Genomic DNA, 17564 nt, shown 5'->3' with positions numbered 1-17564 from the left:
CGCAGTGAATTCGACGGTCCACGGCCTGGCGTATGCGCCGGAACGCTTGTGTCGCGGGACGTCGAACGACGGCGTGTGGTGGCCGTCGCTCGCGCGCTCAGGCCCATACGGCCGCCACCAACTGCAACGCGGCGGCGATGGCGGGTTCGTCGCGGCGCGAGGCCAGCGTGACGAAGGTGAGTTCGGTCGGCACGCTCACGCCGTCGGCGATGACCAGGCCGTGAGCGCGGGCCTCGCGCAATGCAATCGAGTCGCGCACGAGCGACAGCCCGATGCCGGACTTCACCAGATCGAGCATCGACGGCTCCTGATCGACTTCCGCGACCTTCACGGGCGACACCCCGAGTGCGCCGAAGCGCTCCGATAGCAGGCGGTTGTGCGCCGATTCGGGTGGCGTCCAGATCCATGGCAGCGCGGCGAGTTCGCGCCATCCGCGCCGGGTCACGCGCTCACGCCAGCCGGCGGGCGCGAGCACTTGGTACGAAAACGGCGTGAGGGTGAGGGTGTGAAAGCGTTCGGGGTCGGGCCGCCCGAGATAGAAGCCGACATCGAGTTCGCCGCGCCCGACTTGTTGCAGCACGGAGCCGGACATGCCCTGATGCAGTGCCGTCTCGATCTGCGGATACGACTCGACCAGACGCTTGAGAAACGCGCCGAGTCGCGTGAATTCGGGATCGAGAATCGTGCCGATGCGCAGCCTTCCGCGCACCGTTTCTCGAAGCGCACCGGCAGCCTGCTGAAGATCGCCGAGTGCGGTGAGAATGCGCTCGGCCAGCGGCAGCAACGCCTGCGCATCGCGCGTGAGCGTCAGCCCCTGCGCCGTGCGGGTGAACAACGTCAGACGCAGCGCCTCCTGAAGCGCCTTGACCTGCAGGCTGACCGCTGGCTGCGTCAGATGCAGGCGTTGGGCGGCGCGGGTGAGGTTGCCCTCGTGGGCGATGGCGACGAAGGCGCGAAGGTGGGCAAGTTCCATGGGAGGACCGTTAGGAGACACCGCCCGAAGCACGCGTGGCCGGGCAACATAAGTGAATCTTATATTGCATTTGATAATTTCTCATTGGATGGCGCGAAGACGCGGCAGTACGCTTGGGGCTTATCGTAGCGCGCGTCGTTGGACGGGCGTCTGACAAACAGGGTGGCGTCCGTGCCACTGGCCGAGGCGGATTTGGGGAAGATGAACATGAGCAACGCTGATATTCCGACGATACATCACTTCATTGCTGGCAGAGAGGTGGCGGGCGACACTGCGCGCTTCGCCGACGTTTTCGATCCCGCGCAAGGCGCCGTCAGCGCGCGCGTGGCGCTGGCCAGCGAGCATGACGTGAACGCCGCCGTGGCGGCGGCCAAGGCCGCGCTGCCGTCGTGGTCGGAGACCGCGCCGCTCAAGCGTGCTCGCATCCTCTTCAAGTTCAAGGCGCTGCTCGACGAACATCAGGACGCGCTGGCCCGCATCATCACGCGGGAGCACGGCAAGGTGTTCTCCGATGCGCGCGGCGAAGTCACGCGCGGCATCGAGGTCGTGGAGTACGCCTGCGGCGCGCCGAATCTGCTCATGGGCAAGCACAGCGACAACATTGGCGGGGGTATCGACAACTGGCATTTGCGTGCGCCGGTTGGCGTATGCGCGGGCATTACGCCGTTCAACTTCCCCGTGATGGTGCCGATGTGGATGTTCCCGATGGCCCTCGCATGCGGCAATACGTTCGTGCTCAAGCCGTCGGAGCGCGATCCGTCGGCGAGCTTGCTGATTGCCGAGTTGCTGCGCGAAGCGGGACTGCCCGACGGTGTATTCAACGTGGTGCAGGGCGACAAGGTCGCGGTCGACGCGCTGTTGGCACACCCCGACGTCGACGCGCTGTCGTTCGTCGGTTCGACGCCGATTGCCGAGTACATCTATACCGAAGGCACGCGTCGCGGCAAGCGGGTGCAGGCGCTTGGCGGTGCGAAGAATCATCTCGTGGTCATGCCCGACGCAGATCTCGACCAGGCGGTCGACGCGTTGATCGGCGCCGCTTACGGCTCGGCTGGCGAGCGTTGCATGGCGATCTCGGTGGCGGTGGCCGTGGGCCAGGTGGCAGATCGTCTCGTCGATGCGCTGGTGCCGCGCGTGAAGGCGTTGCGCGTGGGGCCGGGCGTGGACGACACCTCGGAAATGGGGCCGGTCGTCACGGGCGCGCACAAGGCCAAGATCGAGGGCTATATTGCCGATGGCGTAGCTGCGGGCGCAACGCTGTTGGTCGACGGGCGCGGATTGCAGGTGCCGGGCCACGCCCAGGGGTTCTTCCTCGGCGGAACGTTGTTCGATCATGTCACGCCCGAGATGACCATCTATCGCGAAGAGATCTTCGGACCGGTGCTCGCCGTGGTGCGTGTGCCGGATCTCGCCGCGGCGATCGAGCTGGTCAACGCGCATGAGTACGGCAACGGTGTATCGTGTTTCACGAGCGACGGCGGCGTGGCCCGCGCGTTCTCGCGTCAGGTGAAGATCGGTATGGTGGGCATCAACGTGCCGATTCCGGTGCCGATGGCGTGGCAGTCGTTTGGCGGCTGGAAGCGTTCGCTGTTCGGCGACCATCATGCCTATGGCGAAGAGGGCGTTCGGTTCTACACGCGCTTCAAGAGCGTGATGCAGCGCTGGCCGGACAGCATTGCGAAGGGCGCAGAGTTCACCATGCCAGTCGCGAAGTGAACCCGTGAACGACGCTTCGGCGCGCCTGACGGGCTGCGCCGGGCGTCCGACCCGACCAGAAAAATGAACCCGATGCAGGGGGCGTCAGTCCACCTCACTCGGGTGCCGCGCCAGAGTCGGCACCGCACCATGGCGTGTGCCGCGCCATCGACGGAGACATGCGCGAATGAGCAAGCAGGCTGCGAAGCAGGACAGCTTCGATTACATCATCGTGGGGGCCGGCTCGGCCGGGTGCGTGCTGGCCAACCGCCTCACGCAAGACCCCGACGTCAACGTGCTGCTGCTCGAGGCAGGCGGCAAGGACGACTACCACTGGATTCATATCCCCGTGGGTTATCTGTATTGCATCGGCAACCCGCGCACCGACTGGTTGTATCGCACGCAGGCCGAAGCGGGTCTGAACGGCCGCTCGCTCGCGTATCCGCGCGGACGCGTGCTGGGCGGCAGCTCGTCGATCAACGGCATGATCTACATGCGAGGCCAGCGCGAAGATTACGACGCGTGGGCCGACGCAACCGGCGACGACGGCTGGCGTTGGGACCGGGTGCTGCCGCTCTTCAAGCGCAGCGAGGATCACTATAAGGGCGGCACGGAGTTTCACGGCGGCGGGGGCGAGTGGCGGGTCGAGAAGCAGCGCTTGTCGTGGCGCGTACTCGATTCGTTTGCCGATGCGGCGGAACAGATCGGCATTCCCAGAACGGACGATTTCAACCGCGGCGACAACTTCGGCATCGGCTATTTCGAGGTGAACCAGCGGCGCGGCGTGCGCTGGAGTGCGGCGAAAGGCTTCCTGCGTCCGGCATCGCTGCGGCCGAACCTGACGATCATCACCGGCGCGAACGTGAGTCGTCTCACGTTCGACGGCACGCGTTGCACGGGCGTGGCGTATCACGGCGGCAATGAAGCGTTCACGGCACATGCGCGTGTCGAGGTGATTCTCGCGGCGGGAGCGGTGAATTCGCCGCATCTGCTGGAGGTTTCGGGCATCGGCGACGCGGAGCGGCTGCGCGGCTTCGGGATCGACGTCGTCTCGGATCTGCCGGGGGTGGGCGAGAACCTTCAAGACCATCTGCAATTGCGCACGGTGTACAAGCTGCGCGGTGTCACAACACTGAACCTCACGGCCAACAGCCTGCTCGGCAAGCTGAAGATCGGTCTGCAATACGCGCTTGCCCAGCGCGGGCCGATGAGCATGGCGCCGTCGCAACTGGGGGCGTTCGCACGCAGTCGTGAAGACGTGGCGCGCCCGGATCTCGAATACCACGTGCAGCCGTTGTCGCTGGAGCGGTTCGGCGAGCCGTTGCACAAGTTCAACGCGTTCACGGCGTCGGTGTGCAACCTGCGGCCGACCTCGCGTGGTCAGGTGCATCTGACGTCGCCGGACGCACGCGTCCCACCCAGCATCGCACCGCGTTATCTGTCGACGGAAGCAGACTTGCAGGTCGCGGCAGACGCCATCAAATTGACGCGTCGCATTGTCGGGGCGCCCGCGTTTGCACGCTATGAACCGCGCGAGTATCTGCCGGGGCCGTCGTTCCAGAGCGACGAAGCGCTCAAGCGCGCGGCGGGCGATATCGGCACGACCATCTTCCATCCGGTGGGTACCTGCCGCATGGGACGCGCAGACGATCGCGACGCCGTCGTCGATGCGCAGTTGCGTGTGCGTGGTGTGCAGAATCTGCGCGTGGTCGATGCGTCTGTCATGCCGGTGATCACCTCGGGCAACACGAATTCACCGACGATCATGATTGCCGAACGGGCGAGCGACATGATTCGCGCGGCGCGAAAAGCCGGGCGGTGAGCGGGCACGCAGTCGGCCAACGCGGGAGCACGTCGCGTTTGGCCGCGCGACAAATGTAACGACGTGCGTGTTCCGGCACGCGTGACACGAGTGACTGCCATCGCGCGTGCGACGGGCCTTGCACGTTTTCCGGAATTCCGGAGAGTGACGCTGGAACTTACGTAGTAATACCTAATGTCGTTTGCGCGAACGGCGGCAGCGCGTCGTTCGAAGCGCTCGGGGGCGCATTTGCGGGTGCGGCAAAAGCCTTATGCCGTAAGGGCTTCGAGCAGGTATGCGCGATGTACCGAACGGTCTGCAACACGTGTGCGCACGCGCATTTCAGGGGGTGCGAAGCTAAGTGCAAATCCCAATGATCGCGTTGCAGCAAACCACCCACAATAACGGTTCCTTATGTGCGAGCGGACCAAGAATCCGGCGTCACACACGGGACGCGGGGCATCTCGCTGACGACGCAACCCACAGCGTCCTCTGCCGGCCTTGCGGTTGTCACAGACGATGGTGTCGCAGCGCTCATTCGCTTCGCACCGCCAACCAGGAATGTGGCAGGAGACATGGCGAACAACGATTACATTCTCGAAACCCGCGGACTCACGAAAGAGTTCCGCGGCTTCACTGCCGTGAACGGGGTCGACTTGCGCGTCGCGCGCGGCACCATTCACGCACTTATCGGGCCGAACGGCGCGGGCAAGACCACCTGCTTCAACCTGCTCACGAAGTTTCTCGTGCCCAGCGCCGGGGCCATTACCTTCAACGGTGACGACATCACCCGCGAGGCACCCGCGCAAATCGCGCGACGCGGCATCATCCGGTCGTTCCAGATTTCCGCCGTATTCCCGCATCTCACCGTGCTCGAGAACGTGCGCATCGGTCTGCAGCGCAACCTCGGCACTGCATTCCACTTCTGGCGCAGCAGCCGTTCGCTGCAACGGCTCGACGACCGCGCGATGGAATTGCTCGCCGAAGTCGGTCTTACCGAGTTCGCCGATTCGCTGACGGTGGAACTGCCATACGGCCGCAAGCGCGCCCTCGAAATTGCGACCACGCTTGCGATGGAACCCGAGCTGATGCTGCTCGACGAGCCGACGCAAGGCATGGGTCATGAAGACGTCGATCGCGTCACCGCACTCATCAAGAAGGTGTCGGCCGGTCGCACCATTCTGATGGTCGAGCACAACATGAACGTGGTCGCCGGCATTTGCGACACCATCACCGTGCTTCAGCGCGGCGAGGTGCTCGCCGAAGGGCCGTATCAGGAAGTCTCGAAGAATCCGCACGTGATGGAAGCCTATATGGGCACGGCGGACAGCGAATTGCAGGGAGCGCACGGGTGAATACGGCTATGCATGGGAACGGCGGCGGTAACGGCGGCGGTAATGGCGGCGGCGGTAATGGGGGCGGCCAAGGTGGGGCGAATGTGCCCGCACTGGAAGTCGAAGGTCTGCAGGCCTGGTATGGCGAATCGCACATCCTGCATGGCGTCGATCTGACGGTGGGCCGTGGCGAGGTCGTCACGCTGCTCGGACGCAACGGCGCCGGGCGCACCACGACGCTGCGCGCCATCATGGGCCTGACCGGGCAACGTCAGGGATCGATCCGCATCGGCGGTACGGAAACCATTCATTTGCCGACGTACAAAGTCGCGCACCACGGCGTGGGCTATTGCCCCGAAGAGCGGGGGATTTTTGCGAGCCTGTCGTGCGAGGAAAACCTGTTGCTCCCGCCGTACATCGGCATGAGCGGCAATCGTCGCGACGACGGCGGGCGCGGCATGTCGCTCGACGAGATCTACGAGATGTTCCCGAATCTGAAGGAGCGGCGTCACAGTCAGGGCACGCGTCTGTCGGGCGGCGAACAGCAGATGCTGGCCGTGGCGCGCATTCTGCGCACGGGCGCCAATCTGCTGCTGCTCGACGAGATCTCCGAAGGACTCGCGCCGGTGATCGTGCAGACGTTGGCACGCATGATCACCACGCTCAAGGCGAGGGGCTACACCATTGTGATGGTGGAACAGAATTTCCGTTTTGCGGCTCCGCTGGCCGATCGCTTCTATGTCATGGAGCACGGCAAGATCGTGGAGCGCTTCGGCGCTCCGGAGCTGGAGACGAAGATGCCGGTGCTGCATGAGTTGTTGGGTGTATGAGGGGCGTTATCCGGCGCGCATGCGTGCCGGACGATGAACCCGGACGATCAAATTCACGAAGGAGACAAAAATGACGATTCGGATGAAGGCGTTGGCCGTTGCGGCTGCGTTCGGTTTTGCGGCGATGGCCTCGCAGGCCCATGCCGACAGCAATGCGGTGAAGATCGGTTTCATTACCGATATGTCGGGCCTTTACACCGATATCGACGGGCCGGGCGGGGCGGAAGCCATCAAGATGGCCATCGCCGACTTCGGCGGCAAGGTGCTCGGCAAGCCGATCGAACTGGTCACGGCCGATCACCAGAACAAGGCTGACGTCGCGGCGTCGAAGGCGCGCGAATGGTTCGACCGCGATGGCGTGGATATGCTCATCGGCGGCACGAACTCTGCCACGGGCCTGGCGATGAACAAGGTCTCGGCCGAGAAGAAGAAGGTCTACATCAACGTGGGTGCCGGCTCGGACGCCCTCACCAACGACCAGTGCCAGCCGTACGGCGTGCACTACGCCTATGACACGGTTGCGCTCGCGCGCGGCACGGGCTCGGCCGTCGTCAAGGCGGGCGGCAAGTCGTGGTTCTTCCTGACGGCCGACTACGCGTTCGGTCACGCGCTCGAGAAGGCCACGGCCGACGTGGTCAAGGCCAACGGCGGCACGGTGAAGGGCGAGGTACGCCACCCGCTGTCGGCGTCTGACTTCTCGTCGTATCTGCTCCAGGCGCAGGCGTCGGGCGCACAGGTGTTGGGTCTGGCGAACGCCGGTGGCGACACGGTCAACGCGATCAAGGCGGCGAAGGAATTCGGCATCAAGGGCAAGATGCAGATCGCCGGTCTGCTCGTGTTCATCAACGACATTCACTCGCTGGGTCTGGATAACACCGGCGGCATGTACTTGACCGATAGCTGGTACTGGGACAAGAACGACAAGACCCGTGCGTTCTCCAAGCGCTACTTCGACAAGATGAAGAAGATGCCGTCGAGCCTGCAGGCCGGCGACTATTCGGCCACGATGACCTATCTGAAGGCGGTGCAGGCCGCTGGCTCCACCGACGCCGACAAGGTGATGGACGAGCTGCACAAGATCAAGATCGACGACATGTTCAGCAAGGGTTACATCCGCAAGGACGGCACCATGATCCACGACATGTACTTGATGCAGGTCAAGACGAAGCAGGAATCGAAGGCACCGTGGGACTACTACAAGATCGTCGCCACGATTCCGGGTGAGAAGGCGTTCACCACGCCGCAAGAGTCGACTTGCCCGCTCATGAAGAAGTAAGCGCAGTCTTCGCACGATGCACCGAAAGCGACGGGACGCGTGTCCCGTCGCGACCTTTCTCCCAGAGAATCGATTTCGATGGAATTACTAGGCATCCCCCTGCCGGCGCTGTTGAGCCAACTGCTGCTGGGACTGGTGAACGGCTCGTTTTACGCCATGCTGAGCCTCGGCCTGGCGGTGATTTTCGGTCTGCTCAATGTGATCAACTTCGCGCACGGCGCGTTGTTCATGCTGGGTGCCATGCTTGCCTGGATGGGCGCGAACTATCTCGGCCTCAATTACTGGGTCATGCTGATTCTCGCCCCCGTCGTGGTGGGCATCGTCGGCATTGTCATCGAGCGCACCATGCTGCGCTGGATCTATAAGCTCGATCACCTGTACGGCCTGCTGCTGACCTTCGGCATCACGCTTGTGCTGGAAGGTGTTTTCCGTTCGATCTACGGCGTGTCGGGTCAGCCCTTCGATGCCCCCGACATCCTTTCCGGCGCGACCAATCTCGGCTTCATGTTCATGCCGAACTATCGCGCGTGGGTGGTGGTGGCGTCGCTCATCGTGTGCTTCTCGACGTGGTTCGTGATCGAGAAGACGAAGCTCGGCGCGTACCTGCGTGCAGGGACGGAGAACCCGAAGCTCGTTGAAGCGTTCGGTGTGAACGTGCCGCTCATGATTACGCTGACGTACGGCTTCGGGGTTGCCCTGGCCGCATTCGCCGGTGTGCTCGCCGCGCCCGTCATCCAGATCTCGCCGCTCATGGGGCAGTCGATGATCATCACGGTGTTCGCGGTGGTCGTGATCGGTGGCATGGGCTCCATCATGGGCTCGATTCTCACCGGCCTGATGCTTGGCGTGGTCGAAGGCTTTACCAAGGTGTTCTACCCGCAAGGGTCTGCGACCGTGGTGTTCGTCATCATGGTGATCGTGTTGCTGCTGCGCCCGGCAGGGCTGTTCGGCAAACAAAAGTAAGGGGCGGGACAATGCAACAAGAGACGCAACAACGGGTGCTCTATTTCCTTCTGCTGCTTGCGCTGGCTGCGGCGCCGTTTGCCGGCGCTTATCCCGTGTTCATCATGAAGGTGCTGTGCTTCGCACTGTTCGCCTGCGCGTTCAATCTGCTGCTGGGCTTCACGGGGCTGCTGTCGTTCGGTCATGCGGCATTCTTCGGCAGCGCGGGCTATGTCACGGGCTACGCGATCCGTAATCTTGGCTTTTCGCCGGAAGTCGGCATCGCTGCGGGCGTCGTGGCCGGGGCGGTGTTGGGGCTGGTCATCGGATTGCTCGCGATCCGGCGTCAGGGCATTTACTTCGCCATGATTACGCTGGCGTTGGCGCAGATGCTGTACTTCTTCTGTCTGCAAGCACCCTTCACGGGCGGTGAGGACGGCCTGCAAGGCGTGCCGCGAGGCAATCTCTTCGGCGTGCTGTCGCTCGATTCGGACCTCACGCTGTATTACGTGGTCCTGGCGATTTGCGCGCTGGGCTTCCTGATCATCATGCGTATCGTGAATTCGCCGTTCGGTCAGGTGCTCAAGGCCATCAAGGAGAATGAACCGCGTGCGATCTCGCTCGGCTACGACGTCGATCGCTTCAAGCTGCTGGCATTCGTGCTCTCGGCCACGCTCGCCGCACTGGCGGGTTCGACCAAGACGGTGGTGCTCGGCTTCGAGACGTTGACCGACGTGCACTGGACGATGTCGGGCATGGTGATCCTGATGACGCTCGTGGGCGGTCTGGGCACGATGTTCGGGCCCGTCGTCGGCGCCGTGATCATCGTTGTGCTGGAGAACAAGCTCGGCGACATCGGCGACTGGCTCGCGACGGCCACGGGCGTGACCTGGTTCCAGACGCTCGGCGAATCGGTGACCATCGTCATCGGCATGATTTTCATCGTCTGTGTGCTGGCATTCCGTCGCGGTCTGGTGGGCGAGTTCGTGGCGCGCTTCCGGTTTTTCCGGACGGCCCGCACGACGGTGCAACAGCCGTGACGGCGGGCGGGCGCACCGAGGTGGGGCGTCCGCTCTTCAGCCTGGCGCACTTATGTCGGAAAAAACCTAATCGGTAGGGGTAAATGCTGACTTGTGGTGCATCGGGTGCTCCTTTATTCTCTCTCTCAGTTCGCGTCACGGCAGGATATAGGGGCGAGGGACGAGGAGACAATAAGCGCGAAAACGCGCACCGCCAAAAAGAGAAAGCGCTGTTGGAGAAAACTCCAACAGCGCTTTTTATATTGCGCTTCGTTGCTTGCGGACAGACCTTTCGTGCCGAGACGTCCCTATTCGGATCTTTTCAATCCGTTCCATTCCTTTTTCGCCGCTGTGCGCCTCGGCGCGTCCCTATGCAAGTCCGGTGCGCCGGTTTCTCCAGCGCGGGATTGCGACGGCAATCCGGGCTTCAATACAATGGCCGTTATCCGGCCCACGACCTTGTGAGACACGCCGCAGTGGCAACCAGTGGCAACCCCTCACGGTCATCGCGTCGCGCGGCGCCATGGGCTTCTACGATGGCTTCTTCATCCCACGCACGTCTTCTCATTCGTCAGGCGCTGCCGGCCGGGCGTCATCAATGCGTCTGTAACGCCATTTCGCGAGACGGCGCATGGGAATGACGCGGTGATAAATAACGGGCGTGTGCCGGGCAAACGGGCAAGGGTGTTGGGGTCGAAGCCACAGGTGGGGAAACCGCACTTTACGAGAGGGCGCCGGTGCCCGTAAGATGGGCGACAATTTGCCGACTGCTCGGTCGGTTAATGTCAAAACAACGAATTCGAATTTTTTGTGAGGAGACCCAAATGAAACTGAAGTTGCTTTGCATGGCATCGGCAATGATGCTGGTCGCAGGCGTCGCCAGCGCCCAGGTGAAGATTGGCGTGTCGCTGTCGGCGACCGGTCCGGCGGCTTCGCTGGGCATTCCGGAGAAGAATACCGTTGCGCTCTTGCCGAAGACGATCGGCGGGCAGTCGGTGCAGTACATCGTTCTCGACGATGCGACGGATACGACGACCGCTGTCAAGAACATGCGCAAGTTGATCAGCGAAGACCACGTCGACGCCGTGCTCGGCTCGACCGTCACGCCGAACTCGCTGGCGATGGTCGATGTGGCCGCCGAGACGCAGACCCCGATGATTTCGATGGCTGCCGGCGCTGCGATCGTCGAGCCGGTCGACGCCAAGCGCGCCTGGTCGTTCAAGACGCCGCAGAACGACATTCTGATGGCCACCGCCATCGCCAAGCACATGGCCGACAACGGCGTGAAGACGGTTGCGTTCATCGGCTTCTCGGACGCGTACGGCGAAGGTTGGTACAAGGAATTCCAGAAGGCGGCCGATCTGAACAAGATCAAGATCGTGGCCAACGAGCGTTTCAACCGCGCCGACACGTCGGTGACCGGACAGGCGCTCAAGATCATGGGGGCGAACCCGGACGCCGTGCTGATCGCCGGTTCGGGCACGCCGGCAGCGCTGCCGCAGCGCACGCTCAAGGAGCGCGGCTACAAGGGCAAGATGTATCAGACCCACGGCGTGGCCAACAACGACTTCCTGCGCGTTTGCGGCAAGGATTGCGAAGGCACCTATCTGCCGGCCGGCCCGCTGCTGGTGGTTGACCAACTGCCTGCCGACAATCCGGTCAAGAAGTCGGCCGCCGCATACAAGGCGATTTACGAAAAGGCGTATGGCGCGGGTTCGATCTCGACTTTCGGCGGTCATGCCTGGGACGCTGGCCTGCTGCTGCAGACGGCCATTCCGGTCGCGCTGAAGAAGGCCAAGCCGGGCACGGCCGAATTCCGCGCTGCGCTGCGTGAGGCGCTGGAGAACGTGAAGAACATGCCGGGCACCGCCGGTATCTTCAATATGAGCGCGAAGGACCATAACGGCTTGGATCAACGCTCGCGCGTGATGGTGCAAATCGTTGGCGGCAAGTGGAAGTTGGCGAACTGATGCGTGTCGGGGCTGCCTATAACACGCAGGCATGCCCCGCTGTCACATCTGAAGATCTGCGGTTCCGCGCCCGGTTGGACCGACCGGGCCGGTAGAACGGGCGTTCGCGCCCGTTTTTTTTGAGCGTGGTAGTTTCGCGCTTCGCAAAGAGACGGCAGGGCATGTGATGCGAGCGGCACATGAGAGGCCGCATTGTCCCAACCTGATCGCCTCAGCCGGGGGGCTGAGCGGACGATCCTTTCGAGCGTAAATTCATGACGGGTGATTTCGAACACCGCAATCTATCTCTGGTATTGCTGCAGACGCGTGAAGCGGCGATGGGGCTATTCCGTCCCTTGCTCAATTGCTACGACATCACGGAACAACAGTGGCGTGTCATACGCGCGGTCAACGATAGCGAATCCGGGGAAATGGAGATCGGGCAGGTGGCGCGGGAGTGCTGCATTCTCAGTCCGAGCCTCTCGGGCATGCTCGAGCGTATGGAGGCGTCAGGCCTTATCGTGCGCCGCCGGGTGGCCGCCGATCAGCGTCGTGTGATGGTGTCGCTCACTTCATCGAGCCGCGCACTGTGCAAGAAGCTCGGTCCGCTGGTCGAGGAGCGTTATCGCTACCTGGAAGACAAGGTCGGACGCGACACGCTCGCCGAAATCTACCGCCTGCTCGACGTGGTACGTGAGGCGCTACCCGCGGACGTGCTGGCCGAAGCGCCGTCGTTGCCCGCCAAGCCGCGCCGCCGCCGCAAGCCGGCAGCCTGACGCAATACGATGCAATACGACGCACCTCAGCCCCGCAGAGGCCAGCGGGTGAGGGCAGGAGGGCGCACTAGACCCTCACCGGAGGCGCCACAAATGGCGGTGCAGCCGGTGCAGGCAGTGATGTTGGAGGAGACAAGATTTCGCCGTGTCAGTAGTCGCCCGAGTTTTACCAATGCATAATCATTTATACAATTCATAATTCGCTGCGCTGCTACACGGGGAACGTGGGGGGTGTATCGATGTGAAGGGGAACGGGGCGGTGCGCCGCGCCGTGCATCACACCGGCTGTCTCGCCAGCCGGCTCAAGAAGTACTCAAACGATGTGAGAGGAGCATGGATCTTTCGATTGCAGCCATCCTGGCGCAGGACGGCATCACCACGGGTGCGATTTATGCCTTGCTGGCATTGGCGCTCGTGTTGGTGTTCTCCGTCACCCGCGTCATCTTCATTCCGCAGGGCGAGTTCGTGTCGTATGGCGCGCTCACGCTGGCGGCACTGCAAACCCAGAAGTTTCCGCTCACGAGCTGGCTGCTCGTGGCGATGGGCATCTGCACGTTCGTCGTGGAGACGGCCGGCGTGATGCGGCATAGCGAGCGTCGCAAGTTGGCCGGGCGCATTGTGCCGGTGCTTGCGGGCAAGTATCTGGTGTTTCCGATTGCCGTGTTCTTCGTTGTCAAGGCGCTGGCGCCGATGACCTTGCCGATGCTCGTGCAGATTGCGATCACGCTGCTGCTGGTCGTGCCGATCGGGCCGATGCTCTATCGCCTCGCGTACCAGCCGCTCGCGGAGGCGAGCACGCTGCTGCTGCTGATCGTCTCGGTGGGCGTGCACTTTGCCCTGACGGGCCTGGGCCTGGTGATGTTCGGGGCGGAAGGTTCGCGCACGCAAGCCTTCTCCGACGCGAACTACACCATTGGCTCGGTGATGGTGTCCGGCCAGAGTCTCTGGGTGTTGGGCGTCTCGGTGGTGATGATCCTGGGGCTGTACTTCTACTTCGACCGCTCGCTCTCGGGCAAGGCCTTGCGTGCGACGGCCGTGAACCGGCTGGGCGCGCGGCTCGTAGGCATCGGCACGGTGCAGGCGGGGCGTCTGGCGTTCACGCTGGCGGCGGTGCTCGGTGTGCTGTGCGGCATTCTGATCGCGCCGATCACGACCATCTATTACGAATCGGGCTTCCTGATTGGCCTGAAGGGCTTCGTGGGCGCAATCATCGGCGGTCTGGTGAGTTATCCCGTCGCGGCGCTTGGCGCCATTCTGGTGGGCCTGCTGGAGTCGTACTCGTCGTTCTGGGCGAGTGCATACAAAGAGGTCATCGTCTTCACGCTGATTCTTCCTGTGCTGCTGTGGCTGTCGCTCACGAGCAAGCATGTGGAAGAAGACGAGGAATAAGCCGGGGCGGACCACAGAATGAAAAACAAATACTTCCTGATTTTCCTGGTAGTGCTGGCCGTGTTGCCGGTACTGCCTGCACCCGTGCGCTTGCCTGAGTACTGGGTGACGCTGCTCAACTATATCGGTCTGTACAGCATTGTGGCCATTGGTCTCGTGCTGCTCACGGGCGTGGCGGGCATGACATCGTTCGGACAGGCGGCATTCGTGGGGCTGGGCGCGTATGCCACGGCCTATCTGACGACGGCGTATGGCGCGTCGCCCTGGCTGGGGCTGATCGTCGGTATCGTGATTACGGCGGCGGCAGCGCTCGTCATCGGCGCGATCACGATGCGTTTGTCCGGTCACTTTCTCCCGTTGGGCACGATTGCATGGGGGTTGTCGCTGTATTACCTGTTCGGCAACCTTGAGTTCCTGGGCAAGTACGACGGCCTGAACGATATTCCGACCATCGGTCTGTTCGGCATGGAGTTGGAGAGCGGGCGTCAGATGTTCTATCTGATCTGGATCGTGGTCGTACTGGCGGTGGTATCGGTCAAGAACCTGCTCGATTCGCGCCAGGGTCGCGCCATTCGGGCCCTCAAGGGGGGCGGCGTCATGGCCGAGGCGATGGGCGTGAACACGGCGTGGATGAAGGTTGTGGTGTTCGTGTACGCCGCCGTCCTCGCGGCGATTTCGGGTTGGTTGTACGCGCATCTGCAGCGCGCGGTCAACCCCACGCCGTTCAACCTGAACCATGGCATCGAGTATCTGTTCATGGCCGTGGTGGGCGGGGTCTCGCACGTGTGGGGCGCGGTACTCGGCGCGGCGATCCTGACCGTGCTCAAGGACTATCTGCAGAACATCTTGCCGATGCTGCTGGGGGCGAACGGAAACTTCGAGACCATCGTCTTCGGCGTGTTGCTGGTCTTGCTGCTCCAATACGCGCGTGACGGTGTGTGGCCGTTCCTGGGCAAGCTTTTCCCGGCACGGCGCATCGCGAAGGCGCCAGAGCATGCTGAGCCGTTGGGGCACCGAGCGAAGCCGGCGGTTGGCGAAGTGGTGCTCAAACTCGAAAAGGCGCGCAAGGAGTTTGGTGGACTCGTGGCGGTCAACGATGTGTCGTTCCAGGTGAAGGCTGGCGAGATCGTGGGCCTGATCGGCCCGAACGGCGCGGGCAAGTCGACGACATTCAACCTCGTGACCGGCGTACTGCAGGCCACTCGCGGCGAGATTTCGTTCCTTGGCGAGCGGATCGACCGTCTGCCGTCGCGCGAGATCGTCAAGCGCGGTATTGGCCGGACATTCCAGCATGTGCGTTTGATGCCGCACATGAGTGTGCTCGAGAACGTGGCGATTGGCGCCTATCTGCGCGACAAGAACGGGCTGCGCCGCCGTCCGCAGGGTGGCGTGTGGTCGAGCGTGCTGCGTCTGGATCGTCGTGAAGAGGCGATGCTGCTGCACGAAGCCAAGAAGCAGATCGAGCGGGTGGGCCTTGGGGCGCACATGTACGACGAGGCGGGGAGTCTCGCGCTGGGCCAGCAACGTATTCTTGAGATCGCGCGCGCGTTGGCGTGCGACCCGACGTTGCTGCTGCTCGACGAGCCTGCGGCCGGTCTGCGTTACAAGGAGAAGCAGGCGCTGGCCGAGCTGCTCAGGCGGCTCAAGGACGAGGGCATGAGCGTGCTGCTGGTCGAGCATGACATGGACTTCGTGATGAATCTGACCGATCACCTGGTGGTCATGGAGTTCGGTACCAAGATTGCCGAGGGCCTGCCGGAAGACGTGCAGAAGAACCCGGCGGTACTCGAGGCGTACCTTGGAGGAGTGGAGTAATGGCAGACGCGATTCTTGAGGTCAAGGACCTCGCCGTCGCATACGGCAAAGTCGAGGCGGTGCATGGCGCGCATCTGCGAGTCGAAGCGGGCCAGATCGTCACGGTGATCGGCCCGAACGGTGCGGGTAAGTCGTCGATGCTCAATGCCATCATGGGGGCGTTGCCACACAATGGTTCGAGCCGTGGGAGCGTGGCGTATCTCGGTCAGGAGATGTCGGCGCTGACGATCGAAAACCGCGTCGCGCGCGGGATGTGCCTGGTGCCGGAAAAGCGCGAGCTGTTTGCGACGATGACCGTGGAGGACAATCTTCTGCTTGGCGCATACCGTCGCAAGCGGGCCGGGGAGCGAAACTTCCTGGACCAGATGGAAGTGGTCTTCGCACTCTTCCCGCGCCTCAAGGAGCGCCGTGGGCAGCAGGCCGGGACGCTCTCGGGTGGCGAGCGTCAGATGTTGGCGGTCGGCAGGGCGTTGATGGGCAAGCCGCAGTTGCTCATGCTCGATGAGCCGAGTCTTGGACTGGCGCCGCTGATTGTGAAGGAGATATTCCACATCATCAGCGATTTGCGCAAGACCGGCGTGGCGACGCTGTTGATCGAACAGAATGCCCGTGCGGCATTGCAGGTGGCCGATTACGGCTATGTGATCGAGACCGGTGAGCTGGCGCTCGAAGGCCCGGCTCAGGAGCTGGCCAGCAATCCCAAGGTCATCGAGACGTATCTGGGGTTGGCGAAGAAGGCGGCCTGAGGCACGTCGTTTGTCTGATTGCCGTCATGAGAAGACCCGCCAGTTTGGCGGGTCTTTTTTTTTGGAGGACGGCGTCCGGGTGAGTCGATGGCCCATCGATATCCGGCCCCATTTATTTCGGGTGACGATAGCGCATTGTCGGTGAGACGGGAGAACTCACTTATTCACAGTTGCTTGTGGATAGTTGTGGGCAACGAAAATCTATGGCGCGCCGCCGCAATAAGGGGTTTCGCGTGATATTCGAAATTCTTGCCGAAATAGCGTTTGAGGTTATCCACAGAAAAGCAAATTCCCGAAACGCGTGGGCGTCGCTTGGGATCGGGTGTGGATAAGCGGGGTGGTTGGGTGACGTCGTGGTCTGTTTGGGGTTCTGGATGTTGACCGTTGCTTCGCCATTTTTTTTCGACGCGGAGGTGTAGTGCATCGCCGCGAGGAAGACGAGGCCGTAGGCAATGTCGAGCGTGCTTGGCGCTGGGATTGAATGCATTGCTCGAACGTTCCACGTGAAACATGAGCGAAATGGGCCGCGGGTTGGAGTTAGCGAGTTCGCTTGGGAGATCGTTAGAGATTTCCGATAGCGCTATGCAGAGACCGTTGGTTGACGGCGCAGTTCGAATATTGACCCTCTTCATTGTCTGGAAACGGGTGAAGGGGGGGCGAGGTTCGAGTCAATGGTTGGCTACAAAACGTAGGTGATGCGGGTGCCGCGAACGCAGACCCGCGACCTTTGGGAACGTTTCACGTGAAACACGGTGGGATTCCCCCGAAGATTGTGTTCGGCCAACCTTCTTTGCTTGAGCGGGTGGAGTATGAGAAGAGGGGGAGCAAAGGACAAAGGGCAGAGGGCAGAGGGCACAGGGCACAGGGCACAGGGCAGAGGGCAGAGGGCAGAGGGCAGAGGGCAGAGGGCAGAGGGCAGAGGGCAGAGGCAGAGGCAGAGGCAGAGGCAGAGGCAGAGGCAGAGGCAGAGGCAGAGGCAGAGGCAGAGGCAGAGGCAGAGGCAGAGGCAGAGGCAGAGG

At 62.6% G+C, this 17564-nt stretch carries 14 protein-coding genes; 13 read left to right on the top strand and 1 reads right to left on the bottom strand.

Annotation, left to right across the window (positions count from 1 at the left end; translation table 11 throughout):
* Positions 1 to 97: 97 nt before the first annotated feature.
* Positions 98 to 973, bottom strand: coding sequence for a LysR family transcriptional regulator (locus ACE3UG_RS12755; protein WP_374624435.1), 876 nt, complete (start codon positions 971 to 973; stop codon positions 98 to 100).
* A 207-nt stretch (positions 974 to 1180) separates the two neighbouring features.
* Here ACE3UG_RS12755 and ACE3UG_RS12750 point away from each other — a divergent pair, with 207 nt between their 5' ends.
* The 13 genes from ACE3UG_RS12750 to ACE3UG_RS12690 all read left to right on the top strand — a co-directional run.
* The gene (locus ACE3UG_RS12750; protein ID WP_374624433.1) at positions 1181 to 2689 is read left to right on the top strand and encodes a CoA-acylating methylmalonate-semialdehyde dehydrogenase; all 1509 of its coding nucleotides are present in this window, start codon (positions 1181 to 1183) and stop codon (positions 2687 to 2689) included.
* A 166-nt stretch (positions 2690 to 2855) separates the two neighbouring features.
* Positions 2856 to 4490, top strand: a complete 1635-nt coding sequence (locus ACE3UG_RS12745; RefSeq protein WP_374624431.1) for a GMC family oxidoreductase — start codon at positions 2856 to 2858, stop codon at positions 4488 to 4490.
* A gap of 554 nt (positions 4491 to 5044) precedes the next feature.
* Complete coding sequence (locus ACE3UG_RS12740) at positions 5045 to 5824, top strand: ABC transporter ATP-binding protein (protein WP_374624429.1); 780 nt, start codon at positions 5045 to 5047, stop codon at positions 5822 to 5824.
* A gap of 8 nt (positions 5825 to 5832) precedes the next feature.
* Positions 5833 to 6633, top strand: a complete 801-nt coding sequence (locus tag ACE3UG_RS12735; protein ID WP_374624427.1) for an ABC transporter ATP-binding protein — start codon at positions 5833 to 5835, stop codon at positions 6631 to 6633.
* A gap of 76 nt (positions 6634 to 6709) precedes the next feature.
* Complete coding sequence (locus ACE3UG_RS12730; RefSeq protein ID WP_374624567.1) at positions 6710 to 7909, top strand: ABC transporter substrate-binding protein; 1200 nt, start codon at positions 6710 to 6712, stop codon at positions 7907 to 7909.
* A 78-nt stretch (positions 7910 to 7987) separates the two neighbouring features.
* Positions 7988 to 8872 carry a branched-chain amino acid ABC transporter permease gene (locus ACE3UG_RS12725; RefSeq protein WP_374624425.1) on the top strand — a complete coding sequence of 295 codons (885 nt, stop codon included), beginning with the start codon at positions 7988 to 7990 and terminating at the stop codon, positions 8870 to 8872.
* An 11-nt stretch (positions 8873 to 8883) separates the two neighbouring features.
* On the top strand, positions 8884 to 9891 hold the full coding sequence (locus ACE3UG_RS12720; RefSeq protein WP_374624423.1) for a branched-chain amino acid ABC transporter permease: 1008 nt from the start codon (positions 8884 to 8886) through the stop codon (positions 9889 to 9891).
* Positions 9892 to 10694: 803 nt separating this feature from the next.
* A complete protein-coding gene (locus tag ACE3UG_RS12715) occupies positions 10695 to 11840 on the top strand; it encodes an ABC transporter substrate-binding protein (protein ID WP_374624421.1) in 1146 nt (381 codons plus the stop codon).
* Positions 11841 to 12094: 254 nt separating this feature from the next.
* Positions 12095 to 12595: a homoprotocatechuate degradation operon regulator HpaR gene (gene hpaR, locus ACE3UG_RS12710; RefSeq protein ID WP_374624419.1), complete on the top strand. Its 501-nt coding sequence runs from the start codon at positions 12095 to 12097 to the stop codon at positions 12593 to 12595.
* Between the two features lie 333 nt (positions 12596 to 12928).
* Positions 12929 to 13984, top strand: coding sequence for a branched-chain amino acid ABC transporter permease (locus ACE3UG_RS12705; RefSeq protein ID WP_374624417.1), 1056 nt, complete (start codon positions 12929 to 12931; stop codon positions 13982 to 13984).
* An 18-nt stretch (positions 13985 to 14002) separates the two neighbouring features.
* The gene (locus ACE3UG_RS12700; RefSeq protein WP_374624415.1) at positions 14003 to 15799 is read left to right on the top strand and encodes an ATP-binding cassette domain-containing protein; all 1797 of its coding nucleotides are present in this window, start codon (positions 14003 to 14005) and stop codon (positions 15797 to 15799) included.
* A complete protein-coding gene (locus tag ACE3UG_RS12695; RefSeq protein WP_374624413.1) occupies positions 15799 to 16545 on the top strand; it encodes an ABC transporter ATP-binding protein in 747 nt (248 codons plus the stop codon). Before ACE3UG_RS12700 ends, ACE3UG_RS12695 begins: the two co-directional genes overlap by 1 nt.
* Before the next feature lie 727 nt (positions 16546 to 17272).
* The coding region (locus ACE3UG_RS12690) for a hypothetical protein (RefSeq protein WP_374624411.1) at positions 17273 to 17564 on the top strand (292 nt) is incomplete at its 3' end.

Origin of the sequence: Pandoraea sp. (assembly GCF_041919235.1) — a bacterium.
GTDB lineage: Bacteria > Pseudomonadota > Gammaproteobacteria > Burkholderiales > Burkholderiaceae > Pandoraea.
Note: the sequence above shows the minus strand (reverse complement) of the source record. Positions and strands in the feature narration are given on the sequence as shown.

Excerpts from the sequence above, each read along its gene's own strand:
- ACE3UG_RS12755 (WP_374624435.1), bottom strand. The coding sequence starts at position 973 with ATGGAACTTGCCCACCTTCGCGCCTTCGTCGCCATCGCCCACGAGGGC.
- ACE3UG_RS12750 (WP_374624433.1), top strand. The coding sequence starts at position 1,181 with ATGAGCAACGCTGATATTCCGACGATACATCACTTCATTGCTGGCAGA.
- ACE3UG_RS12745 (WP_374624431.1), top strand. The coding sequence starts at position 2,856 with ATGAGCAAGCAGGCTGCGAAGCAGGACAGCTTCGATTACATCATCGTG.
- ACE3UG_RS12740 (WP_374624429.1), top strand. The coding sequence starts at position 5,045 with ATGGCGAACAACGATTACATTCTCGAAACCCGCGGACTCACGAAAGAG.
- ACE3UG_RS12735 (WP_374624427.1), top strand. The coding sequence starts at position 5,833 with ATGCATGGGAACGGCGGCGGTAACGGCGGCGGTAATGGCGGCGGCGGT.
- ACE3UG_RS12725 (WP_374624425.1), top strand. The coding sequence starts at position 7,988 with ATGGAATTACTAGGCATCCCCCTGCCGGCGCTGTTGAGCCAACTGCTG.
- ACE3UG_RS12720 (WP_374624423.1), top strand. The coding sequence starts at position 8,884 with ATGCAACAAGAGACGCAACAACGGGTGCTCTATTTCCTTCTGCTGCTT.
- ACE3UG_RS12715 (WP_374624421.1), top strand. The coding sequence starts at position 10,695 with ATGAAACTGAAGTTGCTTTGCATGGCATCGGCAATGATGCTGGTCGCA.
- hpaR (WP_374624419.1), top strand. The coding sequence starts at position 12,095 with ATGACGGGTGATTTCGAACACCGCAATCTATCTCTGGTATTGCTGCAG.
- ACE3UG_RS12705 (WP_374624417.1), top strand. The coding sequence starts at position 12,929 with ATGGATCTTTCGATTGCAGCCATCCTGGCGCAGGACGGCATCACCACG.
- ACE3UG_RS12700 (WP_374624415.1), top strand. The coding sequence starts at position 14,003 with ATGAAAAACAAATACTTCCTGATTTTCCTGGTAGTGCTGGCCGTGTTG.
- ACE3UG_RS12695 (WP_374624413.1), top strand. The coding sequence starts at position 15,799 with ATGGCAGACGCGATTCTTGAGGTCAAGGACCTCGCCGTCGCATACGGC.